This window comes from Leptothrix cholodnii SP-6 (genome assembly GCF_000019785.1).
In the GTDB taxonomy this organism is placed as follows: Bacteria; Pseudomonadota; Gammaproteobacteria; order Burkholderiales; family Burkholderiaceae_C; genus Sphaerotilus; species Sphaerotilus cholodnii.
In genome coordinates this window covers 3,464,964-3,490,801 of record NC_010524.1, presented here as the reverse complement: position 1 = coordinate 3,490,801, position 25,838 = coordinate 3,464,964, and the positions used below count along the sequence as shown (strand labels likewise).

25 protein-coding genes are annotated in these 25,838 nt (G+C 71.5%); 14 read left to right on the top strand and 11 right to left on the bottom strand.

Features of this window, described 5'->3' with window-relative positions; all coding sequences use genetic code 11:
* Position 1 precedes the first annotated feature (1 nt).
* Together LCHO_RS15770 and LCHO_RS15765 are read right to left on the bottom strand one after the other, a co-directional pair.
* Complete coding sequence (locus LCHO_RS15770) at positions 2-1,942, bottom strand: autotransporter assembly complex protein TamA (protein WP_012348170.1); 1,941 nt, start codon at positions 1,940-1,942, stop codon at positions 2-4.
* Positions 1,939-3,120 (bottom strand): vWA domain-containing protein, encoded by a 1,182-nt coding sequence (locus LCHO_RS15765; RefSeq protein WP_012348169.1) that lies wholly within the window; start codon positions 3,118-3,120, stop codon positions 1,939-1,941. The genes LCHO_RS15770 and LCHO_RS15765 overlap by 4 nt, the downstream gene beginning before the upstream one ends.
* A gap of 240 nt (positions 3,121-3,360) precedes the next feature.
* Between LCHO_RS15765 and LCHO_RS15760 the strand changes: the two genes are divergently transcribed.
* The gene (locus LCHO_RS15760; RefSeq protein WP_012348168.1) at positions 3,361-4,383 is read left to right on the top strand and encodes an extracellular catalytic domain type 2 short-chain-length polyhydroxyalkanoate depolymerase; all 1,023 of its coding nucleotides are present in this window, start codon (positions 3,361-3,363) and stop codon (positions 4,381-4,383) included.
* On the opposite strand, the gene LCHO_RS15755 is transcribed toward LCHO_RS15760, so the two are convergent.
* From LCHO_RS15755 to LCHO_RS15735, 5 genes are all read right to left on the bottom strand, one after another.
* The gene (locus LCHO_RS15755; protein WP_012348167.1) at positions 4,361-6,367 is read right to left on the bottom strand and encodes a S9 family peptidase; all 2,007 of its coding nucleotides are present in this window, start codon (positions 6,365-6,367) and stop codon (positions 4,361-4,363) included. The two genes, LCHO_RS15760 and LCHO_RS15755, sit on opposite strands and share 23 nt — an antisense overlap.
* A gap of 11 nt (positions 6,368-6,378) precedes the next feature.
* On the bottom strand, positions 6,379-6,963 hold the full coding sequence (locus tag LCHO_RS15750) for a GNAT family N-acetyltransferase (RefSeq protein ID WP_012348166.1): 585 nt from the start codon (positions 6,961-6,963) through the stop codon (positions 6,379-6,381).
* Positions 6,960-7,241 (bottom strand): hypothetical protein, encoded by a 282-nt coding sequence (locus tag LCHO_RS15745; protein WP_012348165.1) that lies wholly within the window; start codon positions 7,239-7,241, stop codon positions 6,960-6,962. The genes LCHO_RS15750 and LCHO_RS15745 overlap by 4 nt, the downstream gene beginning before the upstream one ends.
* A gap of 11 nt (positions 7,242-7,252) precedes the next feature.
* Entirely contained in the window at positions 7,253-8,107 is an 855-nt protein-coding gene (locus LCHO_RS15740; RefSeq protein WP_012348164.1) for an AAA family ATPase, read from the bottom strand.
* 109 nt (positions 8,108-8,216) lie between these two features.
* Positions 8,217-8,804: a GNAT family N-acetyltransferase gene (locus tag LCHO_RS15735; protein WP_190274811.1), complete on the bottom strand. Its 588-nt coding sequence runs from the start codon at positions 8,802-8,804 to the stop codon at positions 8,217-8,219.
* A 260-nt stretch (positions 8,805-9,064) separates the two neighbouring features.
* Between LCHO_RS15735 and LCHO_RS15730 the strand changes: the two genes are divergently transcribed.
* The 7 genes from LCHO_RS15730 (at position 9,065) to fae (ending at position 15,916) form a co-directional block, all read left to right on the top strand.
* Positions 9,065-10,192, top strand: coding sequence for a GHMP family kinase ATP-binding protein (locus LCHO_RS15730; RefSeq protein WP_012348162.1), 1,128 nt, complete (start codon positions 9,065-9,067; stop codon positions 10,190-10,192).
* Between the two features lie 5 nt (positions 10,193-10,197).
* On the top strand, positions 10,198-11,109 hold the full coding sequence (locus tag LCHO_RS15725; protein WP_012348161.1) for an NAD(P)-dependent methylenetetrahydromethanopterin dehydrogenase: 912 nt from the start codon (positions 10,198-10,200) through the stop codon (positions 11,107-11,109).
* Entirely contained in the window at positions 11,106-12,353 is a 1,248-nt protein-coding gene (locus LCHO_RS15720) for an ATP-grasp domain-containing protein (protein WP_012348160.1), read from the top strand. The genes LCHO_RS15725 and LCHO_RS15720 overlap by 4 nt, the downstream gene beginning before the upstream one ends.
* Positions 12,350-13,354 carry a methenyltetrahydromethanopterin cyclohydrolase gene (gene mch / locus LCHO_RS15715; RefSeq protein ID WP_012348159.1) on the top strand — a complete coding sequence of 335 codons (1,005 nt, stop codon included), beginning with the start codon at positions 12,350-12,352 and terminating at the stop codon, positions 13,352-13,354. The genes LCHO_RS15720 and mch overlap by 4 nt, the downstream gene beginning before the upstream one ends.
* Positions 13,355-13,358: 4 nt before the next feature.
* Entirely contained in the window at positions 13,359-14,357 is a 999-nt protein-coding gene (locus tag LCHO_RS15710; protein ID WP_012348158.1) for an ATP-grasp domain-containing protein, read from the top strand.
* Between the two features lies 1 nt (position 14,358).
* Positions 14,359-15,255 carry a triphosphoribosyl-dephospho-CoA synthase gene (locus LCHO_RS15705; protein WP_012348157.1) on the top strand — a complete coding sequence of 299 codons (897 nt, stop codon included), beginning with the start codon at positions 14,359-14,361 and terminating at the stop codon, positions 15,253-15,255.
* 151 nt (positions 15,256-15,406) lie between these two features.
* The gene (fae, locus tag LCHO_RS15700; protein ID WP_012348156.1) at positions 15,407-15,916 is read left to right on the top strand and encodes a formaldehyde-activating enzyme; all 510 of its coding nucleotides are present in this window, start codon (positions 15,407-15,409) and stop codon (positions 15,914-15,916) included.
* 61 nt (positions 15,917-15,977) lie between these two features.
* Here the strand turns inward: fae and LCHO_RS15695 are convergent, their stop codons facing one another.
* The gene (locus tag LCHO_RS15695) at positions 15,978-16,508 is read right to left on the bottom strand and encodes a dihydroneopterin aldolase (RefSeq protein WP_012348155.1); all 531 of its coding nucleotides are present in this window, start codon (positions 16,506-16,508) and stop codon (positions 15,978-15,980) included.
* 267 nt (positions 16,509-16,775) lie between these two features.
* Here LCHO_RS15695 and LCHO_RS15690 point away from each other — a divergent pair, with 267 nt between their 5' ends.
* From LCHO_RS15690 to LCHO_RS15670, 5 genes are read left to right on the top strand one after another with little or no spacing between them, the layout of a single operon-like run.
* Positions 16,776-18,893 (top strand): sigma-54-dependent Fis family transcriptional regulator, encoded by a 2,118-nt coding sequence (locus tag LCHO_RS15690; protein WP_012348154.1) that lies wholly within the window; start codon positions 16,776-16,778, stop codon positions 18,891-18,893.
* On the top strand, positions 18,826-19,479 hold the full coding sequence (locus LCHO_RS15685; RefSeq protein WP_043704386.1) for a flavoprotein: 654 nt from the start codon (positions 18,826-18,828) through the stop codon (positions 19,477-19,479). The genes LCHO_RS15690 and LCHO_RS15685 overlap by 68 nt, the downstream gene beginning before the upstream one ends.
* Entirely contained in the window at positions 19,458-20,873 is a 1,416-nt protein-coding gene (locus tag LCHO_RS15680; RefSeq protein ID WP_012348152.1) for a DUF6513 domain-containing protein, read from the top strand. Before LCHO_RS15685 ends, LCHO_RS15680 begins: the two co-directional genes overlap by 22 nt.
* Positions 20,870-21,457 (top strand): DUF447 domain-containing protein, encoded by a 588-nt coding sequence (locus LCHO_RS15675; RefSeq protein WP_012348151.1) that lies wholly within the window; start codon positions 20,870-20,872, stop codon positions 21,455-21,457. Before LCHO_RS15680 ends, LCHO_RS15675 begins: the two co-directional genes overlap by 4 nt.
* A complete protein-coding gene (locus tag LCHO_RS15670) occupies positions 21,457-22,215 on the top strand; it encodes a (5-formylfuran-3-yl)methyl phosphate synthase (RefSeq protein WP_012348150.1) in 759 nt (252 codons plus the stop codon). The genes LCHO_RS15675 and LCHO_RS15670 overlap by 1 nt, the downstream gene beginning before the upstream one ends.
* Before the next feature lie 46 nt (positions 22,216-22,261).
* Here LCHO_RS15670 and LCHO_RS15665 read toward each other — a convergent pair whose 3' ends face one another.
* The 3 genes from LCHO_RS15665 to LCHO_RS15655 are packed head-to-tail and all read right to left on the bottom strand — an operon-like array spanning position 22,262 to position 25,024.
* On the bottom strand, positions 22,262-22,855 hold the full coding sequence (locus LCHO_RS15665; protein ID WP_012348149.1) for an amino acid kinase family protein: 594 nt from the start codon (positions 22,853-22,855) through the stop codon (positions 22,262-22,264).
* Positions 22,855-24,006 (bottom strand): hydantoinase/oxoprolinase family protein, encoded by a 1,152-nt coding sequence (locus tag LCHO_RS15660; RefSeq protein ID WP_012348148.1) that lies wholly within the window; start codon positions 24,004-24,006, stop codon positions 22,855-22,857. Before LCHO_RS15660 ends, LCHO_RS15665 begins: the two co-directional genes overlap by 1 nt.
* Positions 23,993-25,024, bottom strand: a complete 1,032-nt coding sequence (locus LCHO_RS15655) for an ATP-grasp domain-containing protein (RefSeq protein ID WP_012348147.1) — start codon at positions 25,022-25,024, stop codon at positions 23,993-23,995. The genes LCHO_RS15660 and LCHO_RS15655 overlap by 14 nt, the downstream gene beginning before the upstream one ends.
* 54 nt (positions 25,025-25,078) lie before the next feature.
* Here LCHO_RS15655 and LCHO_RS15650 point away from each other — a divergent pair, with 54 nt between their 5' ends.
* A complete protein-coding gene (locus LCHO_RS15650) occupies positions 25,079-25,837 on the top strand; it encodes a HisA/HisF-related TIM barrel protein (protein WP_012348146.1) in 759 nt (252 codons plus the stop codon).
* Position 25,838: the final 1 nt, after the last annotated feature.

Here is a 25,838-nt window from a genome sequence, read left to right as displayed (position 1 = left end):
CTCAGAACGTCACGCCGACGCTGAAATGCAGGCGCATCTTGCGCAGCTCGTCGGCATAGGCCAGGTCGATGCGCAGCGGCCCGACCGGGCTGCGCCAGCGCAGGCCCAGGCCGTAGCCGTAGACGGTGCTGAAGTCCTCCCAGCGCGCGGCCGCGTTGCCGCCGTCGAGAAACACGCCCCACCACCAGGCCGGCAGGTTGCGGCTGAAGGGCCGGGCGAGCTCGATGCTGCCGGTGCCGACCACCCGGCCGCCGACCGCGCTGCCGTTGCCGGCCGAGCTCGGGCCGAGCGTCTGGTAGCCGTAGCCGCGCACCGAGTCGTCGCCGCCGGCACGGAACAGCAAGGTGAACGGCACCGCCACCGCGTCGCGTGCGTAGACCTGGCCGAGCTGCACCCGTGCCTGGCCGTACCACGACTGGCCGAGCGGCCAGTAGCCGGTCAGGCGGCCGGCGGCACGGCCGAAGAAGCCGCTGCTGTCGGTGCTGGCGAACGAGCGGCCGACCGCCGTCTCGGCCGACAGGCTGTAGCCGCGGGTGGGCAGGATCGGGTCGTCGAGCCGGCGCCAGATCCAGTGGTAGTTGAGCGTGACGGCCGACGAGTCGTCGGTCAGGATGCCGTCGGCGACGTTGCGGGTCAGCGCGCGCTGCCACTCGACGAAATACAGCCGCTCGACCTTCTCGGTGTCCTGCGTGCGGCCCAGCCGCACGCGCTCGCTGGTGACGCGCAGGCCGCTGGCCTCGGTGCGGTCGACCGCCGCGCTGGCCAGGTTGCGGTACGGGCCGGGGTGCGGATGCGAGGTCAGGTCGACCGATGCCGACTGCGTGTCGCGGCCCAGCTGCAGGCGGCTCTTGGCCTGCCAGCCGAGGTCGAAGACCTGCTGGTGCAGGTGTTCGACCGTGATGCGCGGGCCGGTGGTGTCGGAGGCACCGACACCGAACGTGGCCTGCTGCAGCGCCAGTTCGTGCACCCGCACCGTCACCGGCATCGCGCCGGCCTGGTCGGCGTCGGGCTCGAACAGCACCGCCACGGTGTCGAACAGGCTCGACTTGACGAGGCGGTCCTGGTAGTCGAGCAGCAGCTGCTCGCGCAGCGGCTCGCCGGGCGTGAACGTCACCATCGCCCGCAGGGCATCGGGCCGGACGTGGTTCAGGCCCTCGAACTTCAGGTCGCCGAAGCGGAACAGCGGGCCGCTGTCGAGCACCATGAACAGGTCGGCGCGGTTGGCCGGGGCGTCGACCTGCGCGACGCTGCCGCTCAGCGTGGCCAGCGCGTAGCCCTCGGCGCGTGCGGCCACCAGCACCGCGGCCTTGGCGGCCGACCAGGCGGACTGGGTGTAGGGCTGGCCCGCGGGCAGCGTCCAGCCGGCGCGCATGCGCTCGATCAGCGCGCGCGATGCCGCATCGCCCGAGTCGCCGGTTTCGGACAGCGGCCCTTCGATCTCCAGCCGCACCTGGCCGACCGTGGTCTGCGGGCCGGGCTCGACCGTCAGCGTGATCTGCAGGTCGATCGGCCGCGCCGGATCGGCCGGTGGGGTGGCCGTTTCACCGCCCGTGGTCTGCGAGGTGATGCGGGCGTTGAAATAGCCCACGGTCTCGAGCAGGCCGCGCGCCTGTTGCGGCGCCGCGGCCAGCAGGCGCGCCAGCTCGACCCGGGTGATGCGCTCGGACGCCGCCATCGGCTGGAACCGCGCCAGGTCGAGGTAGCGCGCGAGCAGCGTGCGCAGGTTGTCGGGCGCATCGATGCGCAGCTGCCAGGTCACCGAGCGCTGTTCGGCCGCAGCAGCGGCGTCGTCGCCACCGGCCGCACCCGGCGCCGCGCGTTCTAGCAAGGTGCCCGCCGCGTTGCCGTCCTGAGGCGTGGTGCCGGCGGGCGCTTCCTGCGCCAGGGCCCCCAGGCTCAGGCACAGACCTGCGCCGAGCCCCGCGAACCAGCGCCGGCTCACTTCGACAGCAGTCGCATCGCCTGTTCGAGCCCGGACAGCGTGAGCGGGAACATGCGTGCGCTCATCAGCTGCTCGACGATGGCGATGCTCTGCCGGTACTGCCACACGCCCTGCGGCTCGGGGTTGATCCAGGCGAATTTCGGGAAGGCGTGGGTCAGTCGCTGCAGCCATTGCGCGCCGGTTTCCTTGTTGTTGTATTCGACGCTGCCGCCCACCTGCACGATCTCGTAGGGGCTCATCGTGGCGTCGCCGATGAAGATCAGCTTGTAGTCGCGGTTGTACTTGCGGATCACGTCCCAGGTGTCGAACTTCTCGGCGTAGCGGCGGTGGTTGTTGCGCCACAGGTGGTCGTAGACGCAGTTGTGGAAGTAATAGAACTCGAGGTGCTTGAACTCGCTCTTGGCGGCCGAGAACAGTTCCTCGACGCGCGGGATGTGTTCGTCCATCGTGCCGCCCACGTCCATCAGCAGCAGCACCTTGATCTTGTTGTGGCGCTCGGGCACCAGCTTGATGTCGAGCATGCCGGCGTTGGCCGCGGTGCTGTGGATGGTGTCTTCCAGATCCAGCTCCTCGGCCGCGCCCTCGCGCGCGAAGCGCCGCAGGCGGCGCAGCGCGACCTTGATGTTGCGGGTGCCGAGCTCGAGCGTGTCGTCGTAGTCGCGAAAGCTGCGCTGCTCCCAGACCTTGACCGCGCTGCGGTTCTTGCCGGCGCCGCCGATGCGCACGCCCTGCGGGTTGGTGCCGCCGTGGCCGAACGGACTGGTGCCGCCGGTGCCGATCCACTTGGATCCGCCTTCGTGGCGCTCCTTCTGCTCGTCGAGGCGCTTCTTGAGCGTCTCCATCAGATCGTCCCAGCCCATCGTCTTGATGCGCGCGCGTTCTTCGGCGCTGAGTTCGCGCTCGAGCGTCTGGCGCAGCCAGTCGAGCGGCACCTCGCGGGCGAAGTCGGTCAGCATCTCCACGCCCTTGAAGTAGGCGCCGAAGGCCTGGTCGAAGCGGTCGAAATGGGCCTCGTCCTTGACCAGCGTGAGGCGGGCCAGGTGATAGAACTTGTCGACCGTGGGGCCGCCGTCATCGTCGATCACGCCGGCCTGCAGGGCTTCGAGCAGGCTCAGGAACTCGGTCACCGTGACCTTCAGCCGGGCCGCGCGCAGGGTGTAGAAGAAGTCGATCAGCATGGTGAATCGGCGGGTGGAGACGGGCGTCGTGCGTGGCGGACAAGTATGCGTGATGACACCCCGCTTGCGCCGTGCCGCCGGGTTGCCCGTCCATCCGGTGATGACACCTGCCATCGACCGATCTGCGTGGTTGTTAGATTTTGTGCAGCGCAGCAATTGTCGGGTGGTTTTGCTATATTTTTCAGATGGGGACGCGGCGATCGGTGGTCGTCGCAGCCCGGATCGATATCAGGAGAGGTCATGAACACTTTGCGTTCCCTGGCCGCTGCGGCGGCGCTGCTGCTCGGCGGCTTGCTGTGTGCGGGCGTGCAGGCGGCCGACAAGCTGCCGTCGTTCAAGGTCGATGCGACGCAGACGTCGGTGTCCGGCCTGTCGTCGGGCGCCTTCATGGCGGTGCAGCTGCAGGTGGCCTATTCGGCCAGCATCAAGGGCGCCGGCGTGGTGGCGGGCGGGCCGTACTACTGCGCCGCCGGCAACATGATGTACGCCAGCATCTGCATGGGCCAGGTGACGTTCCTGCCGCCCAATCCGGCCTTGATGGTGAGCGCCGCCAAGCGCTTCGCGGCGGCCCGGCAGATCGACGCCCTGAGCAACCTCCGGAAGCGCCGGATCTACGTCTTCAGCGGCACGCAGGATTCGGTGGTGCGCCAGCCGGCGGTCGACGCCACGGTGGCGTTCTTCCAGCAGGCCGGCGTGCCCGCGGCCAACCTGGCCTACGTCAACAAGGTGCCGGCCGGCCACGCCGTCATCACGCCCAGCTACGGCAACGACTGCCCCGCCAATGCCTCGCCCTACATCAGCCACTGCGAGGTCGACGGCCAGGGCTACGACCAGTCGGGCGCGCTGCTGGTGCACATCTACGGCCCGCTGCAGCCCAAGGCGACCAGCCTGTCGGGCCGGCTGGTGACCTTCGATCAGCGCGCCTTTGCCGCGCCGATCACCGGCATGGCCGACGAGGCCTTTCTCTACGTGCCCAAGTCCTGCGATGCCGGCGAGACCTGCAAGGTCCACGTCGCGATCCACGGCTGCATGCAGTCGGCCCAGTCGCTCGGCAAGGACTTCGTCGCCGACACCGGCTACAACGAATGGGCCGAGAACAACCGCCTGCTGGTGCTCTACCCGCAGGTCGACAAGTCGCAGCTGCCGTTCAACCCGCAGGGCTGCTGGGACTGGTTCGGCTACACCGGCGGCAACTACGCCACCCAGTCCGGCCTGCAGATGATGGCGATCAAGTCGATGATCACGGCCCTGTCGAAGAAGTGAGCCGGTGCGTGCCCAGCCAGGCCAGCAGCTCCTGATACCAGAGCCGGCTGTTGCGCGGCTTCTGGATCCAGTGGTTCTCGTCCGGGAACCACAGCAGGCGTGAGGCGATGCCACGCGCCTGCAGCGTGTTGTAGAAGGCCAGGCCCTGCGCATCGGGCACGCGGTAGTCGAGCGCGCCGTGCACCACCAGCGTGGGCGTGTGCATGTCGGCGGCAAAGCTCGACGGGCTCTGCGCCGCCACCTTGACCGGGTCGACCCAGTAGTCGGCGCCCAGCTCGCGGGCATGCCACGGGTAGGCGTCATCGGCGTACATCGCCTGCCAGTCGTAGCAGCCGGCGTGGCAGACGTAGGCGGCGTAGCGGCCGCTGTGCACCTGGGCGTTCATCCACGCCACCAGGAAGCCGCCGTAGCTGCCGCCTGCCGCGTACACGCGCTGCGGGTCGGCCCAGGGCTGGGCCAGCAGCCAGTCGCTGGCGGCCTCGATGTCCTGCAGTTCGAGGGCGCCCCAGCGGTGCGTGATCGAGTCCAGAAAGGCGTAGCCGAAGCCGCTCGAACCATGGAAGTTGACACACGCCACCACGTAACCGGCGGCGGCGAACACGTGCTGGTTCCAGCGCCAGTGCCAGTTGTCGCCGAACACCGAATGCGGCCCGCCGTGCAGCAGGTGCAGCACCGGGTAACGCTGGCTCGGGTCGAAGCCGGGTGGGTAGATCAGCCGGATCTGCACGCCGTCGCCGAGCGCGCCGGTGATCGTGTGCGTCTCGCTGCGGCCCATCGGGTGGCTGGCCAGCACCGAGTCGTTGAAGCGGTCGACGCGGCGCGCCGGCTCGCCCGGCGGCAGCACCCAGGCCTGCGGCGGGTGGCTGACGCTTTCGAGCTGGATCAGCGTGGTGCCGGCGCGCTTGTCGAACGATGACACCCAGCCGTGTGCCTGCACCCGCTCGGCGCGCCGGTCGGGCAGGTCGAAGCGCCACAGCGGCTGCTCGCCACGATCCTCGGCGGTGAACAGCAGCGACTGGCCGTCGTCCTCCCAGTGCAGCGGCACATTGACCGCGTGATCCCACTGCGCGCTCTCGACCGACCAGGTGGCGGTTTCTCTGTCCCACAGCGCCAGCTGGCGCGGCATCGTGTGCTTGAGCCCGCGGTGGCTGGCCGTGAAGGCGATGCGGTCGCCGGCCGGGCTGTAGCTCGGCGCTTCGAGGTGCCAGCCGGCGTCCTGCACCAGCGTGCGCACCGCGCCGCTGCGCAGGTCGATCTCGGCCAGCGCGTGGCAGTGGTCGATGCGCTTGTGCGGCGCCGGGTCGTGCATGAACGCGATGTTCAGGCCGTCGGGCGAGATGTCGAAACAGCTGCCGTCGAGCTCGGTGCGCGACAGCTCGAACGGCGTGCCCTCGAACAGGTCGCGCACCCGGCCGCTGCGGATGTCGAGCACCAGCAGGTGCGGCACGCGGTCCTGCGGCAGGTTGTGGTCCCACCAGCGGTACAGCGCTTCGCTGGTGGCGTAGCCGCTTTCCTTGCGCTCGCGCCAGGCCTTCATGCGCAGCGCCTGCGCCTTGGCACCGCGCGCATCCGGCCAGACCCAGGCGATGAAGGCGATGCGCTTGCCGTCCGGAAACCACTTGAACGCCTCCACGCCGGTCGGCAGCACGGCGGCGCGCTGCGCCTCGCCGCCGTCGGGGGCGATCAGGTAGAGCTGCGGCTCCTCGTCCTTCGCGCCTTGCTGGTCGCGCCGGGCGATGAAGGCGATCAGGTCGCCGTGCGGGCTCCAGGCCGGCTGGCCGTCCTTGTCACCGCAATGGGTCAGCGCCCGCGGCGCGCCGCCCAGCGTCGACAGCAGCCACAGCGCGCTGTGCGAGCGGTTGTGCGCCATGTCGTGGCGCGTCACCGAGACCACCGCCTGCGCGCCGTCCGGGCACAGGCTGGGCGGGCCCATGCGCTGCAGTTGCCAGAGGCTGTCGACGCTGAAGTGCGGGTGTCTGGCCATGGCTCATCGCCTCAGCGCCGCCGTTCGAGCAGCCAGCGCAAGTGGGTGCTCACCGTCGGCCATTCGGGCGCGGTGATGCTGTAGACGCAGGTGTCGCGCAGGTTGCCGTCGGCGGTGCGCTGGTGGTGGCGCAGGATGCCGTCGAGCTGCGCGCCCAGCCGCTCGATGGCGCGCCGGCTCTGCAGGTTCAGGCGGTGCGTGCGCAGCTCGACGGCGATGCAGTCGAGCTGCTCGAACGCATGGCGCAGCAGCAGCCACTTCGACTCGGTGTTCAGGCCGCTGCGCTGCACCCGCGGCGTCAGCCAGGTCGAGCCGATCTCGAGCCGGCGGTGCCGGGCGTCGATGTGCATGTAGCTCGTCATGCCGACCGGCACGCCGGCCGCGTCGAGCAGCGTGAACGGCAGCATCGAACCGGTGGCCTGCAAGCCCAGGCGCCGCTCGATCTCCTCGGCCATCGCCTCGGGGTCGGGCACGGCGGTGTACCAGAGCGGCTGCAGCTCGCGTGCGGCTTCGATCAGGCCGTGCGCATGCGCGTGTGCCAGCGGCACCAGCTGCACGTGCCGCCCGATCAGCGAGACGGGGTCGGGCCAGCTCATCGGCGGTTCTTTCCGTTCGATGCGGGTTTGCCGGGTGCTGCGTCCGGCACGGCGGTGGCCGGCGCACGCCGCAGCAGCTTGCGCGCCAGTGCGCGGCCCAGCCCGGCGCCCAGGCCGACCAGCAGGATGCCCGCGATCGACGTGCCGCCCCAGCCTTCTTCGCCCAGAAAATCGAAACCCAGCGCCCGCGCCAGCAGGCCGCCGGCCATCGCCCCGGCGACGAAGCCGAGTGCGTCCACCACGCCTTCGGCGAGGGCGTTCTTCAGTTGTGCATCCATCGTGTCTCCGCTCAGCGATTACGGCTCTGCATGAAAACCAGCTTCTCGAACAGCGTCAGGTCCTGCTCGTTCTTCAGCAACGCGCCCACCAGCGGCGGCATCACCACCTTGTCGTCGCCGCTGTGCAGCGCGGTGGTGGGGATGTCCTCGGCCACCAGCAGCTTGAGCCAGTCGAGCAGTTCGCTGGTACTGGGTTTCTTCTTCAGCCCCGGCAGGTTGCGCACGTCGTAGAAGTTCTTCAGCGCCGCCGCCAGCAGCTCCTGCTTGAGCCCGGGGAAATGCACGTCGACGATGCGGCGCATCGTCTCGGCCTCGGGGAACTTGATGTAGTGGAAGAAGCAGCGCCGCAAGAAGGCATCCGGCAGCTCCTTCTCGTTGTTGCTGGTGATGATCACCAGCGGCCGGTGCTTGGCCCGGATCAGCTCGCGCGTCTCGTAGACGTAGAACTCCATGCGGTCGAGTTCGCGCAGCAGGTCGTTCGGGAACTCGATGTCGGCCTTGTCGACCTCGTCGATCAGCAGCGCGGTCGGGTGTTCCGACGCGAAGGCCTGCCACAGCGTGCCGCGCACGATGTAGTTGTGGATGTCGCGCACGCGCGCCGAGTTGTCGATGCCGGCAAGCTGGCTGTCGCGCAGGCGGCTCACGGCGTCGTATTCGTACAGACCTTGCTGGGCCTTGGTGGTGCTCTTGATGTGCCACTGCAGCAGCGGCAGCTTGAGCGCGGCAGCCACCTCCTCGGCCAGCATCGTCTTGCCGGTGCCGGGCTCGCCCTTGATCAGCAGCGGGCGCTGCAGCGTGATCGCCGCGTTGACCGCGAGCATCAGATCGGGCGTGGCGACGTATTGGTCGGAACCGGTGAATTTCATGGTGTGGGCGGGCCCGGGCAGGGCGCAAGGCGGCAGGGCGGGAGGTGCGGGGCAGTATATCGACGGGCCCCTCGACCGACCGCTGGCGGGAGCCCGCGGCCTGCCCGTCTCAGCGCGGCGCCGGATCGTGGCTGGCGGGCTGCAGCAGCCGTTCGAGATAGACCACATCCAGCCAGCGATCGAACTTGCGCGCCACCTCGTGGAAGTGCGCGCAGCGCCGGTAGCCCATGCGCTCGTGCAGCGCGAGGCTGCCGGCCTGCTCGCTGCACGCCCCGGCGATCAGGCTGTGAAAACCCCGCCGCTGCGCATCGGCCACCAGCTGACTCATCAGCAGCGTGCCGATGCCGCGGCCGACGTGGCCCGGGTGCAGGTAGATCGAGTTCTCCAGCGTGTGCCCGTAGGCGCTGCGCGGCTGGTGCTGCGCCAGCGCGGCCCAGCCGATCGCCACGCCGTCGCGCTCGGCCACCCAGATCGGATGCTCGGGCTTGCGCTCGACGATGAAGGCGCGTCGGCTGTCGACCGACACCGGCTCGGTCATGAAGGTGGCGGTGGTGAAGACGATGTAGTGGTTCAGGATGGCGGCGATCGCCGCCGCATCGTGCAGCTGGGCCGGGCGCAGCTGCAGGCCGGGCAGGGGCGTGTCGACGGCGCGGGCCTCGGCGGTGTGCCCTTCTGGCGATTCGGCTGCGGACGACATGCCGGCCATTGTGTCGCCACGCCCGGCTTCGGCGGGTAATGGAATGTGCCGGTGCGCACGCCGGGCGGGCCGTGACAGTCTGTCCTGCCGCCGGGACAGCGCGCACGGGCCGGGCCGCCCGACTGCGGCGCCGGTCGCGCCAAATCGCGCCAACGGCGCCTGATCCGCGCCTGCGACTGCGGGTAAACCGCAACTGGAATATGCATTGCTATGAAAGGCGCAGACCTCTCCGCCGTTCCACCGCACCAGCAGGCCCGCGCATGACACCCAGCCCCGCCCAGCCTCTCGACGCCCGCCCCAACGGCGCTGCCGGCCGCATCGTCTGGGTCGAGGCGCCGGCGCGCCTGCACCTGGGTTTCATGGACCCGGCCGGCTCGCTCGGGCGGCCGTTCGGCAGCCTGGGCTTGACGGTGGACGCGCTGTCCACGGCGCTGAGCCTGCGCGCGGCGCGGCGCCCGACGCTCAGTGCCGACAGCGACGTGGCCGACGCCGAGCTCGACCGCGCCGCCTGCCACCTCGCCACGCTGCAGCGGCTCACCGGCCGGCACGATCCGCTGCACCTGGGGCTGCACGAGGCGCTGCCCGCGCACGCCGGGCTGGGCTCGGGCACGCAGCTGGCGCTGGCGGTCGGCCGTGCGTTCGCGCGCTGGCATGGGCTGGACCTGAGCACCACCACGCTGGCCGCCTGGCTCGGGCGCGGGCTGCGCTCGGGCGTGGGCATCGCCGGTTTCGACGCCGGCGGGCTGCTGCTCGACGGCGGGCCGCTGGCCGACGGTTCGCCGGCGCCGCTGCTGTCGCGCATCGCCGTGCCCGCTGCCTGGCGGGTGCTGCTGGTGAGCGATCCGAGCTGCCGTGGCCTCTGCGGCCCGGCCGAGCGCGCCGCGCTGGCCACGTTGCCGCCGCTGTCGCGCGAGCAGGCCGCCGCGATCTGCCACGAGACGCTGATGCGCGTGCTGCCCGGCACCGCGGGCGCCGGTTTTGCGGTGGCTGCCGCCGGGCTCACCGCCGTCCAGGACGTGCTGGGCGGCCACTTCGCGCCGGCCCAGCACGGTGAGCCCTACACCAGCGCGGCGGTCGGCCGGCTGATGCGCTGGCTGCGCCAGGCGGCGGCCGTGCCGGGCGCCGATCCGGCTGGTGCCGACGAGCCCGGCGCAGGCATCGGCCAGAGCTCGTGGGGGCCGACCGCGTTCGCGCTGCTGCCCTCGGCCGCCCGGGCTCGCGCGCTGATGGCCGCCGCGCAGGCCGCCGGGGTGATCGCGCCGGGGCTGCAGTTGCGCATCGCCACGCCGCTGAACCGCGGCGCGCGGGTGGTCGAGGTGCCGTCGGCCGAGGACAGCCACGCGCCTGCAGCCCTGCGCACCGATCACCGACCGACCCTCTACTGCTGAACGCCATGGAACGCCCCTACATCCTCCACATGTTCACACCCGGCTCGCAGATGAGCCCGTTCGACATCAACATGGCCGCCGACGCCGGCTGGCAGGTCATCACGCCCTACTGCAACGTGGCGCTGTCGGCGATCGGCGCTCTGACGCAGGACACCATCTTCTCGCGCAGCCCCAAGGGCCTGGCGCGCACCGGCATCTTCATCGGCGGGCGCGACGCGCTGCTGGCCGCCGACATGCTGGAGGCTGCGCGCAAGGCGATGTTCAAGCCCTTCCAGGTCTCGCTGATGGCCGACCCGAGCGGCGCCTACACCACCGCCGCGGCGATGGTGGCCAGCGTCGAGGCCGCGCTGCTGGCGCAGGCCGGCGCGGGCTTCGCGGGCCGGCGCGTGGTGGTGCTGGGCGGCACCGGGCCGGTCGGGCGCATCGCCGCGGTGCTGGCGGCGCAGGCCGGCGCGCAGGTGGCGATCTCCAGCCGCAACGGCATCGACGCTGCCGACGAGGCGGCGCAGCAGACCGCGTTGCGTTTCGGCGTGGCGCTCGAAGGTGTCAGCGGCGGTGACCGCGCCGCCATGCGCGCCTCGATCGCCGAGGTCGACGTGATCCTGGCCTGCGCCGCCGCCGGCGTGCAGGTGGTGTCGGCCGACGAGGTGGCGCAGGCCGGCGCGTTGCGCGTGGTGGCCGACGTCAACGCGGTGCCGCCGGCCGGCGTGGCGGGTGTCGACGTGATGGCCAGCCGCGCGCCGATCGCCGGCACGCAGGCGCTGGGCATCGGCGCGCTGGCGATCGGCAACGTCAAGTACCAGACCCAGCAACTGCTGCTGCGCCGCATGCACGAGGCCGGCACGCCGCAGGTGCTGGGGTTTGCCGAGGCTTTCGAGGTGGCGCGCCAGCATCTGGCGCAGCCGGCGGCAGCATGAGCACCGCACCGGCCGCCGCCGCGTCCGCACCGCGCCTGCTGATCGCCGGCCAGAGCGTGCGCGCCGCGGCGCAGGCGGCGCAGCGCGACGGCTTTGCGGTGATCGCGCTCGACCTGTTCGGCGATGCCGACACCCGCGCCGCCAGCCTTGCCTGGCACCCGCTGGCGCTGCAGGCCGGCGCGCCGTGGCAGATCGACATCACGAGCTTGCGCGCCGCCCTGGCCGCGCTGGCAGCGGACGGCGTGGTGCTCGCCGGCCTGGCCGTCACGGGCGGTTTCGAGGCCGACGCGGCGGCGCTCGCCGACCTGCCGGTGCCCTGGCTCGGCAGCGCGCCGCAGGCGATCGCCCGGGTGCGCAATCCGGCGCTGTTCTTTGCCGCGCTCGACGCCTACGGCATCGCCCACCCGGCCGTCTCGTTCACGCCGGTGACGCTGCCGGGCTGGTTGCGCAAGGACTTCGGCACCAGCGGTGGCGCGCATGTGCAGCCGGTCGAAGCGGGTGTGGCGTCGGGCGTGGCAGGTGCGTCGTCCCCGCTGGCCTACTGGCAGCAGCGCGTCGATGGCGAGCCGCTGTCGCTGACGCTGCTGGCCGATGGCCACCAGGCCGCGCTGCTCGGCATCAATCGCCAGCTGCTGGCGCCGGCGCCGGGTCGGCCCTACCGTTTCGGCGGCCTGATCGGGCCGCTGCCGTGGTCGGGCGTGCTGCAGACCCGGCTGCAAGGCATCGCCGACCGGCTGGTGTCGCACTTCGACCTGCGCGGCCTGTGCGGCATCGACCTGCTGCAGATCGCCGATCCGCTGCTCGACGAGGGCGAGACGCTGCAGGTGCTCGAGGTCAACCCGCGCCTGCCCGGCAGCCTGGCGCTGTACGGCGGCGCGGGCGGGCTGATGCGCGCGCATGTCGAGGCCTGCCGGCACGCCCGCCTCCCGCGCGGCGACGCCTTGTCGGCCTTGCGCAGCCCTCCTGTCGACGGCGAGGTGAGCGGCTTCGAGGTCGTCTACCTGCGCGCGCCGTGGCAGCTCGACGAACTGCCGTGGCACCGGCTGCATGCGCTGGCCGCGTCGCTCGGCCTGCAAGATCTGCCGGCGTTCCCGCTGCGCCTGGAGGCCGGCCAGCCGCTGTGCACCGTCAGCGCCCGCGGGCCGGATGCGCAGGCGGTGGCGCAGACGCTGGCCCAGCGCCACGCCCGGCTGCGGCAGGCGCTGCAACTGTCGAGTGACCTGATCCAGGAGACCGAACGATGAGCTCGAGCGCCCCGCCGCTGGCCGGCAGCACCCTGAGCGTCAACGCGCTCGCCGCCCCCCGGGTGCAGGCCCTGCTGGCGCGCGCCGGCGAACTCGGCCTGCGCCTGCAGCGCACCGACACCGGCGTGACGCTGGTCGATGCCGGCATCGACGCGCCCGGCAGCATCGACGCCGGCCTGCTGATCGCCGAGATCTGCATGGGCGGCCTCGGCCGCGTGCGCCAGCGCACCGGGCTGCAGGCCGGCTGGCCGGTGTGGCTGGAGGTGAGCAGCGCGCAGCCGGTGCTGGCCTGCCTGGCCAGCCAGTACGCCGGCTGGAGCCTGGCGGCCAGCAAGGAAGAAACCGGCGGCAAGAAGTTCTTCTCGCTCGGCTCCGGCCCGGCACGCGCGCTGGCGGGCAAGGAGGCCTTGTTCGACGAGCTCGGTTACCGCGACCGTTGCGACCTGGGCGTGCTGGTGCTGGAGGTTGACCGCGCGCCGCCGCAGGTCGTGATCGACAAGGTGCTGCGCGACTGCGGCCTGGCCGCCGAGGGCCTGACGCTGATTCTCACGCCCACCCGCAGCCGCGCCGGCACCACCCAGGTGGTCGGCCGCGCGCTGGAGGTGGCGCTGCACAAGGCGCACGAGCTGGGTTTCGACCTGGCCCACATCGTCGACGGCTCGGCCTGCGCGCCTCTGCCGGCGCCGGTGGCCGATGGCGTGTTGGCGATGGGCCGCACGAATGACGCGATCCTCTACGGCGGCCAGGTGCGGCTGTGCGTGACCGGCACGGCCGAGGCCGCACGCGATCTGGCGCAGCGCCTGCCGTCGTCCGGCTCGCGCGATCACGGCCGGCCGTTCGCCGAGGTCTTCAAGGCGGCCGAATACGACTTCTACCGCATCGACCCGGCCTTGTTCGCACCGGCCGAGGTGTGGGTCAGCCACCTCGACAGCGGCCAGACCTTCCACGCCGGGGCCCTGAACATGGACCTGCTGCTGGCCGACTGGCATCGCGAGGCCTGAGCGCATGGCGATCCCATCCACGCCCGGCCTGCGCGTGGCCATCATGACCGACGAGATCGGCTGGCACACCCGCCAGCTGCAGCGCGCGCTGCGCGAGCGCGGTGGGGTGGGGCGCTGCATCGATCTGGCCGACTGTGACATCGATACCGACGCGGCCTGGCACGGTCTGGTCCTGCCCGGCTACGGTCGCGAACTGCCCGACGCCGTGATCGTGCGCGGCGTGGCCGGCGGCAGCTTCGAGCAGGTCACCAAGCGGCTGGGTGTGCTGCACGCGCTGCAGGCGCTCGGCGTGCCGGTCTACAACGACGCGCGTGCCATCGAGCGTAGCGTCGACAAGTCGATGACCAGCCTGCTGCTGCGCGCCGCGCGGCTGCCGGCGCCGCCGACCTGGGCGACCGAGTCGCTGGCGCAGGCGCGCCGCATCGTGATGCGCGAATCGGCCGCCGGCCACGCGGTGGTGATGAAGCCGCTGTTCGGCTCGCAGGGCAAGGGGCTGCGGCTGATCGGCCAGGTCGACGGCGTGTTCCAGCCGCTCGCCGACTTCGCGCCCGGCGACGGCCGGCTCGCTTACCTGCAGCGTTTCGTGCCGCCGATCGGCGCGTCCGGCCAGCCCGGCCACGACTGGCGCGTGCTGGTGATCGGCGGCCGTGCGGTGGCGGCGATGCGGCGCGTGAGCGCGCACTGGGTCCACAACGTCGCCCAAGGCGCACGCTGCGAGCCGGCCGAACTCACGCCCGCATTGGCCCGCCTGGCCGAAGCCGCCGCAGCCGCCTTGCAGATGGACTACGCCGGCGTCGACCTGATGCCTGCGGCCGGCCGCGAGACCATCCAGGTGCTCGAAGTCAACGGCGTGGCCGCCTGGCGCGGGTTGCAGAAGGTGACGCCGTTCAACATCGCGCGCGCCCTGGTCGACGACCTGATCGACCGCAAGCTGGCCACCAGCCTGGCCGCGCGGTGCGACCGACAACCGGCGCCCGTCGCTGCGCCGGCCCGGCGGGCGTGACGTGCCGGTCTCCACCGACGCCAGCGCGCCCGCCCGCCAGGCCTTCCTGAACGCCTGCGCCTGGGACGTGGCGGTGCGCAAGCCCGGCAACGTCAGTCGCGCCTCGCCGGGCCACGGCATGCTGGCGCAGGCGTTTGTCGACAGCGCCCAGGCCTGCGCCGCGGCGCTGTGCGAGCGTGGCGCCACGGTGGGCGCGCGCATCGAAGGCGCGGTGGCGGCCACCTGGGCGTGCGTGGGCTGCAACACCAACCTCGGCATCGTGCTGCTGTGCGCGCCGCTGGCCGCCGCGTTCGAGCGCGTGGTCGACGCGGGCGTGGCGGTGACGGCCACCTCCCTGCGCGACGCCTTGCAGCACGTGCTGGCCGGGCTCGACGTGGCCGACGCCGAGGCGGCCTTTCGCGCCATCGTCATGGCCAGCCCCGGCGGGCTCGGCGATGCGCCCGACCAGGACGTCCACCAGCCGCCGACCATGACCTTGCGCCAGGCGATGGCGCTGGCCGCCGACCGCGACCGCATCGCGCGCCAGTACCGCGACGGTTACGCCGAACTGTTCGATCTGGGCCTGCCGGCCATCGTTGCGCGCGAGGCCTTCGATCCGCTGCAGCCGGTGCCCGAGCGGCCCGCGCCGGCCCAGGCCGCGGCGGTGCAGCGGGTGTACCTGGCCTGGCTGGCGTCGGATCTCGATTCACACATTGTTCGCAAGCACGGGGCCGCGCTGGCACACAGTGTCCTGAGGCAGGCCGCACCCTGGGCCGGGCGTGCGCAGGCCGGCGAGGTGCTCGATGGCGATGCCGCGTTCGCGCAGTGGGATCAGGCCCTCAAAAGCGCCTCGATCAACCCCGGAACCAGCGCCGACCTGAGCGTGCTCACCCTGATGTGCGCCGGCCTGCTGGCCTGAACCGTGTTGCGCCGCGTGACGGCCGAGGTGGCACGGAACGTGTTTATTGCTCCCGGGGTGGCCGGTTTTCGTACCGGCAGACCTGCCCTCGGGGACGGGCCTCGCGGGGTCCGGACGGATCACAGAAACTGCTTTAGGAGACTGAACAATCATGGCCAAAATCGATCGCATGATGGTGGGCGAATCGCTCGTCGGTGAAGGCAACGAGGTCGCGCACATCGACCTCCTGATCGGCCCGCGTGGCAGCGCCGTCGAAACCGCTTTCGCCAACGCGCTGACCAACAACAAGGACGGCTTCACCTCGCTGCTGGCAGTGCTGGGCCCCAACCTGCTCACCAAGCCGGCCACCGTGCTGTTCAACAAGGTGACCATCAAGGGCGCCAAGCAGGCGGTGCAGATGTTCGGCCCGGCCCAGCGCGGCGTGGCGATGGCGGTGGCCGACTGCGTCGAGGCCGGCACCATCCCGGTCGCCGAGGCCGACAACCTGTTCATCTGCGTGGGCGTGTTCATCCACTGGCTGGCCGACGACGACCGCAAGATCCAGGACTACAACTACGCCGCCACCAAGGAGGCGATCGAGCGCGCCGTGGCCGGCAAGCCCACCGCGGCCGAAGTGGTTGCGGCCAAGGGCGGCTCGTCGCACCCGTTCGCCACCCATTGACGGCCACACGCTGACGTCGAGTTCACCGCGCGGGCCGATGGCCCGCGCGGTGTCTTGCGCGTTACCGATCCTGCGGCACCAGGCCCGAGCCCATCCAGCTCAGGATCTGCGCGCTGCGTGGGGTCGATGCGGCAGCTGATGTCGATGCCATCGGCACGTCACGCAGGTCGGCGCGGCAACGCTCGATCTGCACGCCCACCGCGTCGACGTTGTCGAACTTGCGCGGCTTGACCACCTTGACGCGCACCCACGCCGCGCCAAAGTCGATCAGCAGCATGCGTGCGATGCGTTCGGCCAGCGCTTCGAGCAGCGTCACGCCGTGGTCGTGCATCAGCGCGTCGAGGCGGTTGCGCACCACGCCGTAATCGATGGTGTCGCCGATGTGATCGGTGTCGCAGGCCCGCGCGCGCGGCAGGCCGGCGTGGATGTCGATCACCAGCGGCTGGGTGTGGTGCAGCTCGGATTCGTGGATGCCGATCACCGTCTGACCGGTGTAGCCGCTGATGAAGATCAGGTCCATCGGCGCGGCCGCCGGCGCGTGGCCGTGCGGCTGTGGCGGCAGGGAATCGAGCAAGGCGGGCAGGGCGGACATGGGTCTCCTCGGGTGTGTCGTGGGCGGCGTGGCTGCAAGATGTGCGCCCACCGTCGTGCGGTGCCCTTGCTGGCTCAGGGCCTGAGCCACAGGTGTCGACGCGATCGGGTGCGTCGTGAGAACGAAACTGAACGACAGATTGAGCAAGCTCACTGCGGGGCACTGTCGAGCGGTGTCGTGCGTCTTCGGCTTGGGTGCAAACACCGTTGTTCGTGATGGATGGCACGCTCAGAATCGTCGGCTGAAGTCCTCTGCAGGAGCAAAACGATGGCGGTCAGTCTTCTTGGAACCGGGCGGCACGCCGAACGTGTTTTTGACGTGGTGCGCGGCAGCTTCGGCGAAGAGAGCAACGACGTCGTCGCACGCTCGTGGCGGCGCTGCATGGACGAGTACCTGCTGCACCCCGACCGCCCGCGCGACCTGCGCGCGCTCGACCCGGCCGCGATCGAGGCCCGGCTGGACCGCATGTCCACGCTGGTCGACTGCGCCCGCCACGAGATGGCCACGCTCTACCAGCAGCTCGCCGACGACGAATCGGCGGTGGTGCTGACCGACACCGACGGCGTGATCCTGCACATGGTGGCCTCGCCCGATTTCGCCCGCGAGGTCGCGCCGCTGGGCCTGCGCACCGGCGTGGTCTGGAGCGAGACCGAAGCCGGCACCAACGGCATGGGCACCTGCCTGGCCGCCGCCTGTCCGGTGTCGGTGCAGCGCGACGAACATTTCTACACCCAGTTCACCGGCCTGACCTGCTCGGCCGTGCCGGTCTACAACCCCTCGGGCGAGATGGCCGCGGTGCTGGATGTGTCGAGCCGCTCCACGCTGATGCAGCAGCACCTGCTGGTGCTGCTGGGCATGACCGCGCGCATGATCGAGAACCGCCTGATCGACCAGTGTTTCCGCCACGCCCACCCGCTGCATTTCCACAGCCGGCCGGAGTTCGTCTACACGCTGCACGAGGGGCGGCTGGCGGTGTCCGACGACGGCCGCATCCTCGCGGCCAACCGCAGCGCGCTGTTCCAGCTCGGCCTGCAGTCGGTCAACGACATCCGCTCGCGCCGCATCGAGGACATCTTCCAGACCTCGCAAGAAGACCTGCTGCAGCGCAGCAGCCTGTCGTCCTTCCACCCGGTCGTGACCTACCGCGCCAACGCCGCCAACCGCTTTTTCGCCGTGATGCGCCGCCCGGCGCTGGAGGCCGGTGCCTTGCAGGGCCAGGGCGCCGTGCTGATCCACCCGGCCGGGCCCGGCCGCAGCGTGGCGACCCGCGCGGCGGCGCAGGCTGCGGCGGCGCGCCCGCCCGGCACCGTGGCCACGCTGGCCGACCCGCAGCTGGCGCGCCACCTCGATGTGGCGCGGCGTGTCATCGCCCGCCAGACGCCCGTGCTGCTGTGCGGTGAAACGGGCTCGGGCAAGGAGGTCTTCGCGCGCCTGGTGCACGAGGGCAGCCCGAACGCGAACGGCGCCTTCGTCGCCGTCAACTGCGCCAGCCTGCCCGAGAGCCTGATCGAGGCCGAGCTGTTCGGCTATCGCGCCGGCGCCTTCACCGGCGCGCAGCGCAGCGGCCGGCGCGGCAAGATCCTGCAGGCCGACGGCGGCACGCTGTTCCTCGACGAGATCGGCGACATGCCGCCCGAGCTGCAGGCCCGCCTGCTGCGGGTGCTCGAAGAGCGCCAGGTCACGCCGCTGGGCTCTGAGGAAACGATCTCGGTGCAGTTCCAGCTGCTCAGCGCCAGCCACCGCAACCTGCTCGATCTGGTCGAGAAGGGCGCCTTCCGCGAAGACCTGTACTACCGGCTGGCCGGGGTCGAGGTCAACCTGCCGGCCCTGCGTGAACGCAGCGATCGCCACGAGCTGATGCGCAGCCTGCTGGTGGCCGAAGGTGGCACCGACGCCCGCCTGTCGCCCGCGGCCGAAGACCTGCTGATGGCCTACCCCTGGCCCGGCAACGTGCGCCAGCTGCGCCACGTGCTGCGCTCGGCCTGCGCGCTGGCCGACGGCGAGCCGATCGAGGTCGAGCACCTGCCGCTGGCGCTGCGCAAGACCGTCGCGGCCGGTGAGTACGGTGTGAGTGGCGCCCTGCCTTCGATTGCCAGCCCGGCCGTTGTGGCGCGCCTGGTCGCACCGCCTCACGACGCGGCACCGAACTTGCCTGCGGAGGGTGACAGCGCCGGCCTTGCTGCCGATCACCGCGCCGACGAGCCCGCCGAGGAGCCGCCCCTCAAACTCAACCCCATCCTTGCCAACGAGCGGCAGGTGCTGCTGAAGATGCTCGAACAGCACCGTTGGAATGTGAGCAACGTCGCCAAGGCGTTCGATGTCAGCCGCAACACCCTGTACCGAAGACTGCACAAACTGCACATCCGGATCTCCCACCCCGACTGACGTCACGGTCCGGGAGCCCGACGCCGCGGCGCGCTCGCGTTTTGCCTGGTGCCTGACCGGCTCGGGCCACGGCCTGCATGAATCGATCGCGATCGCTGCGCGGCTGCCGCAGGTCGACATCTTCCTGTCGGCGGCGGCCGAAGAGGTGCTGGGCATCTACGCGATCAGGCTCGAATCGCTCAAGGCCCGCTTCAAGGTCTTTCGCGACAAGAGCGCCAGCTCGGTGCCGGTGGGTGCGCTCTACAGCGACATCTATCACACCGTGATCGTGGCACCCGCCACCAGCAACACGGTGGCCAAGTGTGCCTACGGCTTCAGCGACAGCCTGCCCACCAACATGTTCGCGCAGGCCGGCAAGCTCGGCATCCCCGGCATCGTGTTCGCCTGCGACACCGAGCCGGTGGTGGTGACCCGCGCCCCGCACGAGTGGGTGACGCTCAAGCCGCGCCGCATCGAGCTCGACAACGTCGAGCGCCTGCGCGCCATCGACCACTGCCGCGTGGTCTGCTCGCCGGCCGAGCTCGAAGCCGCGCTCGATCAACGTCTGCACGAACTGGCGCTCGCGTGGAACACATCGTCTTCCTGACCGGCCGGCTGGCCGAGCCGGGCCTGCGCCGGGTGCTGGCCGACATGAGTGCGTCGGGCGAGGGCGGCGCCTTGCCTTTCACCTGGGAGGTGCGCGAGATCGGCCTGCAGGTGGCTGCGCTGATGACCGCCGACCTGATTCGCCGCCGCGTGGCGCTGCCGGTGGCCGCCGACCGCATCATCGTGCCGGGCCGCTGCCGCGGCGATCTGGCGGCGCTGACGCAGCATTTCGGCATCCCGGTCGAACGTGGGCCCGAGGAGCTGAAAGACCTGCCACGCCACTTCAAGCGCGCCGCCCGGCCGGTCGACCTGAGCACGTACGCGGTGGCGATCTTTGCCGAGATCGTCGATGCGCCGCGGCTGTCGGTCGATGCGATCGTCGCGCGCGCCGCCAGCCTGGCTGCCGATGGCGCCGACGTGATCGATCTCGGCTGCCTGCCCGACACCCGCTTCGATCACCTCGAAGACAGCGTGCGTGCGCTCAAGGCCGCGGGCCACCGCGTCAGCGTCGACTCGCACGCCAGCGACGAGCTGCTGCGCGGCGGCCGGGCCGGCGCCGACTACCTGCTGAGCCTGCCGCCCGACCTGCTGTGGATCGCCGACGAGGTGCCGTCCACCCCGGTGCTGATCGCCCGCGAGCCGGCCGACGAGGCGGCGCTGTACGCGGCCATCGAGCAGATGCAGCGGCGCGGCAAACCGTTCCTGGCCGACCCGATCCTGGACCCGATCCCCTTCGGTTTCACGCGCTCGATCGTGCGCTACCAGCGCCTGCGCGACCGCTTCCCCGACGTTGCCATCATGATGGGCGTGGGCAACCTGACCGAGCTGACCGAGGCCGACACCAGCGGCATCAACGCGCTGCTGCTGGGCATGGCCGCCGAGCTGGACGTGGCCGCGATCCTGACCACCCAGGTCAGCGCGCACGCCCGCCGCGCGGTGCGCGAGGCCGACATGGCGCGCCGCGTGATGCACGCCGCCACGCGCATGAACACGCTGCCCAAGGGCCTGAGCGACGCGCTGATGACGGTGCACGCCAAGCAGCCCTGGCCCGACACGCCCGACGAGATCGCCGCCACCGCCGCGCAGGTCAAGGACCCGAACTTCCGCGTGCAGGTCTCGCCGCTGGGCCTGCACGTCTACAACCGCGACGGCCTGCGGCTGGGCCAGGACCCGTTCGAACTCTGGCCCCAGCTCGGCCTGCAGGGCGACGCCGGCCACGCCTTCTACATGGGCGTGGAACTGGCACGCGCACAGATCGCCCACCAACTCGGCAAACGCTACGTGCAGGACCAGCCGCTCGACTGGGGCGTGGCGGTGGAGCGCCGCGCCGAAGACCTGAGCGGCTGGTGCGCGCCGGGCAGCACGCGAGTCAACACCAAACCCAATCCGACATGACGAATGACGTGATCTTCGAGACCGTCGTGACGACGCTCTCTGCCGAAGGAAAACTGCACGTCGCGCCGATGGGCGTGCGCTACCGCGATGACCGCGTGGTGGTGATGCCCTTCAAACCCTCGACCACGCTCGACAACATCCTGGCGCGGCGCAGCGCGGTGCTCAACGTCATCACCGACACGCGCGTGTTCGCCGGCTGCGTGACCGGCCGGCGCGACTGGCCGACCGAGCCGGTGCCCGCCATCGACAGCCGGCGCCTGACCTGCGCGCTGCGCCACCTGGCGCTGCAACTCGAACACGTCAGCGACGACCCGCAGCGCCCGGTGCTGACAATGCGCGCAGTCGAGGACGTGACGCACGCGCCATTCTTCGGCTTCAACCGCGCCCAGGCCGCCGTCATCGAAGGCGCGGTGCTGGTCAGCCGCCTGCACATGCTGAGTGCCGAACGCATCGACCGAGAAATGAGCTACCTGCAGATCGCCATCGACAAGACCGCCAGCGCGGCCGAACACGAAGCCTGGGGCTGGCTGCAGCAGGCCATCGCCCGCCATCGCGCTGCCGCGCCAGCGACAGGAGCAGCGTGATGGGCGCACGTCCGGCACTGCCTGCGGCGCGGCTCGACGAGGCCGGGCCCGTCACCACGTTGCGCGCACTGGTCAGCGTGCGCAACTTGGCCGAGGCGCGACTCGCCGCGCAGGCCCGCGTCGGTTTCATCGACCTGAAGGAACCCAACGACGGCGCGCTCGGTGGCCTGGCGGTGGCACACATCGCGCAGATCGTGCGTGCGCTGCGCGAGGTGGCGCCCGGCGTGCCGATCAGCGCCACCATCGGCGACTGGCCGGCGCACGCGCTGGCCGAGATCCGCGAGCGTGTGCGGCAGGTGGCAGCGTGTGGGGTCGATCACGTCAAGGTCGGCATCGATCCGGCCTCGGCCAGCGGGCCTGAAGCGCTGATGGCCTTGGTCGAGGAACTCGGCCGCCTCGACCGCGAAGGCCTGCCGCTGGTGCCGGTGCTGATCGCCGACAACGGCGTCGAGCCGGCGCTGCTGCAGCGTGTCTGTGCCCAGCGCTTTTTTGCCGTGATGCTCGACACCGCCGACAAGCGCGGCGGCTCCTTGTTGCAGCGCCTGGGTGCCGTCGAGCTGGCCGGTTTGATCGCGCAGGTGCGTGCACACGGCAGCCTGATCGGCCTGGCCGGCGCGCTGCAGTTGTGCGATCTGCCGGCCTTGCGTCGGCTGGCGCCGGACTTCGCCGGCTTCCGCTCCGCCGTGTGCGTGGGCGATCGGCGCGAGGGGATGGATGCGCGGCTGCTGGCGCAACTGGTCGAGGTGCTGGGCGCTTGAGGTGCCGGTCAGCCGTGCCGCGTCGGGGCGGTTGCCCGCCTTGCGCTCAATGCGCCCGGCAGCCTTGCAGCAGCAGCGACTTCATCTCGCCACCCTGTTCGCGGCTCAGCAGGTCGATCGGCATGCCGGACTGGCGCGCCTGGGCGGCGAAGTTGCGGTCGAGCACCTCGTGCGCCACCAGGGCTTCGAGGCTCAACTGCTCGTCGACCTGGCAGCTCTTGATCACCACCAGCCGCTCGGCGTTCAGGCGCTGCGCCAGGCCCAGCGCGATGCTGTCGGAGGTGACGTCCCAGTTGGTGGTGGCGTCGCACTGGTCGCGCAGCAGCTCCAGCGGCATCCACAGCGCCACGCCGCCGCGGCGCAGCGTGGGCAGCACGTCGACCTCGCGGCAGACCGGCTGCAGGGCCGGGTTCAGGCCGTGCAGCAGGTAGGCGTTCTGCACCATCGCCAGCACCGCCATGTTGTGTGCGCTCAGGTCGCCCACCTGCCAGCGGCCCTGCAGGCTGCGCACCTCGTCGGCCAGCGTGCCGCCGCCGCACACCAGTGCCACGCGGCCACCGCCGAGCTGGCCCAGCAGCGCCAGCCAGTCGGGCAGCAGCGCATCGGTGCACAGGCTGCCTCCGAGTTTGACGACCCACATCAGCGCACCTCGGGTGACTTCGGTTGCCGGCCTGGCCGGTACAGCGTGGCGACCGCCACGCTCGGGGCGCAGACCCGGGCCCAGCGGGCGCGCTCATCGTGGCCCGCGCCGGCTTCGATGCGCGCCACCGCGTGGCCGTAGTCGATGCAGTCGTTCACGCTTTCGCGCGTTTCGTGGTGGCCACCACGCCGCCGGATGAGCGCCATCAACTCGGGCACCAGGAAAGCACCGCAGCCCGCCGCCACCACGCGCAGTCCGGCGGGATCGAGGTCGTGGCGCTGCAGCACCCGCAGCGCCTGGCCGGCCAGCTCGTCGAGCTGCGCGGCGCGCCAGGCGTGGGCAAAGGCGAGCCACTCGGCCGCGCTGGCATCGCGCACGTCGCAGCCGACCATGCGCGCCAGCCGGGCGCGCGTGGCGGGCAGGCCCTTGTCGGCGTTGTCGGCGCTCGGGTAGAGGTCGTGCGCCGGGTCGAGTTCGCCGCTCAGGCGGTAGACATCCGCCGTGGTGGCGAAGAACTCGTTCATCACGTTGAGCACCTCGCCCTGCAGCACGATGCGCGGCGCCAGCGCGCACAGCGGCGTGCGCACCACGCCCTGGTAGACCAGCTCGCCGCTGGCCAGGCGGTGGCGGTCGCTCACGCTGTTGCCGAGCACCTGGCCGCGGTCGAAGGCGATCAGGTCGGTGGTGGTGCTGCCGATGTCGATCAGCAGCCCGCGCCCCAGCACCGCGGCGGCGTGCTGCGCGGTGGCGCGCCAGTTGGCCGAGGCGATCTGCGGCCAGTGCGCCGCGGCATCGGCCGGCGCCACCCACTGGCCCGGGCCGGCGTAGATCCACACCGGCCCGCCCAAGCGCTGTGCCAGCAGCGCGCTGATGCGGCGCACGCCGTCTTCGCGGTCGGTGAACAGGTCGACCATCTCGCCGGTCATCGTGACGGCGTGAGCCGCCGAGCCCAGCCATTGCGGCCAGCGCCGCTGCGCATCGGCCAGCGCGGCGTCGAGGTGCTGCAGCCCCTGCCACAGCGGGCAGGCCCATTGCGCCACGTCGCGCACCGCGCCGTCGACCCGCAGGCAGGCCTTGACGTGGGCGCCGCCGATGTCCCAGCCGATCACCGTGTCGGTGTCGGAACCGACGTCGAATTCAGCGCCCGACATGCACGGCTCCGTGATTGGCCCGGCGCGACCGCAGCCCCAGCGTCAGCGCCGCCAGGTTGCGACCGAGCGCCACCGACAGGCCGACATAGGCGCAGCTGACGCGCGCGTTCACCTCGATCACCACCGGCCCGCGCTGCGGATGGCAGACCAGGTCGATGCCGACAAAACCGCGCAGCCCCGGCAGCGCCTGCAGCACCGTGTCGGCCAGCGCCTGCAGCTGCGGCCAGCGCGGGTCGGCGGGGTCGGTGCTGATGCGGTGCACGCCGTCGAAGCGCACCTGGCCGTCGGCCGCCACGCCGATGCGCTGGCGGTTCAGGCTCAGCAGCTCGGCCTGCGGCAGGCCGCCGCGTCCACGCGTGCCGCACATCATCGACAGGCTCATCGCCTTGCCCTCCACCCAGGGCTGCAGCGTCACGGCCTGGCCGGCGTCCTGGCGGCGCTGCGCGTCGGCCCGCGCGGCGGCCAGGTCGTCGAACACCCGGGTGTCGACCGCCCCGGCGCCGTCGTCGGGCTTGACGACCCAGCGCTGCGCCTGGCCGGGGCCGGCGAAGTCGAGCGGCGTGGTCACGCCGCGCGCGGCCAGGCGGGCCAGCGTCTGTGTCTTGCTGGCGGCGATGCGCAGCGCCTGGGCGTCGCTGCCGAGCCAGCGGGTGTCGCCCACCGCGGCCTGGCACTGCTGCAGCAGGCCGGCGGTTTCCGGTGCCACCACCCAGACGTGGTCGTGCAGCGCCGCCTGTTCGGCCAGGAAATCGAGCGGGCTCTGGCCCGCGCGGGCGCGTTGACTGTGCAGGCGCGCATCGGTGCCGCCTTCGTCGGCCAGCGCCTGCCGCAGTGCGTCGGCCGGGGCGGCACTGCAGTCGGCCAGCGTGACGTGGCCGACGTGTTCGGCGCCCAGCTGCAGCAGGTCACGCGCCATCGCGTCGCGCATCGACACGCCCAGCGGCATCAGCTCGGCCTCGGCCGGCTCGCCCGCCAGGCCGCCGGCGCTGAGGAACTCGTAAACCAGTATCGTCTTCATCTTGGGCGGCACCGGGCGGCGCAGTGTTGCGGATCATTGTGAGGGGGACGGACGATGGACTTGATTCCGGTGCTCGACCTGATGGGCGGCCAGGTGGTGCGTGCCGTGCGCGGCCAGCGCAGCGCTTATCTGCCCATGCAGTCGATGCTGTGCGAGGGCAGCGATCCACTCGCGATGGCGCGTGCGCTGCGCCGCCACACCAGCAGCGGCGTGCTCTACGTTGCCGATCTCGACGCGCTGCAAGGCGGCGCCGTGCAGCACGCGGTGCTGCGCGAGCTGCTCGCCGGCCTGCCCGGATTGCGCATCTGGCTCGACGCCGGTTTTGCCGACCGGGCCGCCGCGAGCGCCGTGCTGGATCAGCTCGACCCGGCCGAGGCCGCCGCGATCGACCCGGTGTTCGCAAGCGAATCGCTGCGTGACGCGCAGGCGCTGGCCGCGTGTTTTGCGCCCGAGGTTGTGACCCGTGACGCGATCGGCGCGCGCGCTATCCTCTCGCTCGACCGCCGCGACGGCCAGCGCCTTGATGCCGCCGGCTGCTGGGAGCGCCCCGACGCCTGGCCGCAGCGCGTGATCGTGATGACGCTCGAACGGGTCGGCGCCCAGGCCGGGCCCGATCTCGACACCCTGGCCGCGCTGCGGCTGCGCTCGCCGCACACGCAGTTCATCGGCGCCGGCGGGGTGCGTGATGCGGCTGACCTGCGGCACGCCGCCGCGGCCGGCGCCCAGGCGTGGCTGGTGGCGAGTGCGCTGCATGACGGCCGCCTGGCCGCGTCCGACGCGTCTGCCTCGCGCGAGCGGGGTGCTGCCGGCTGAG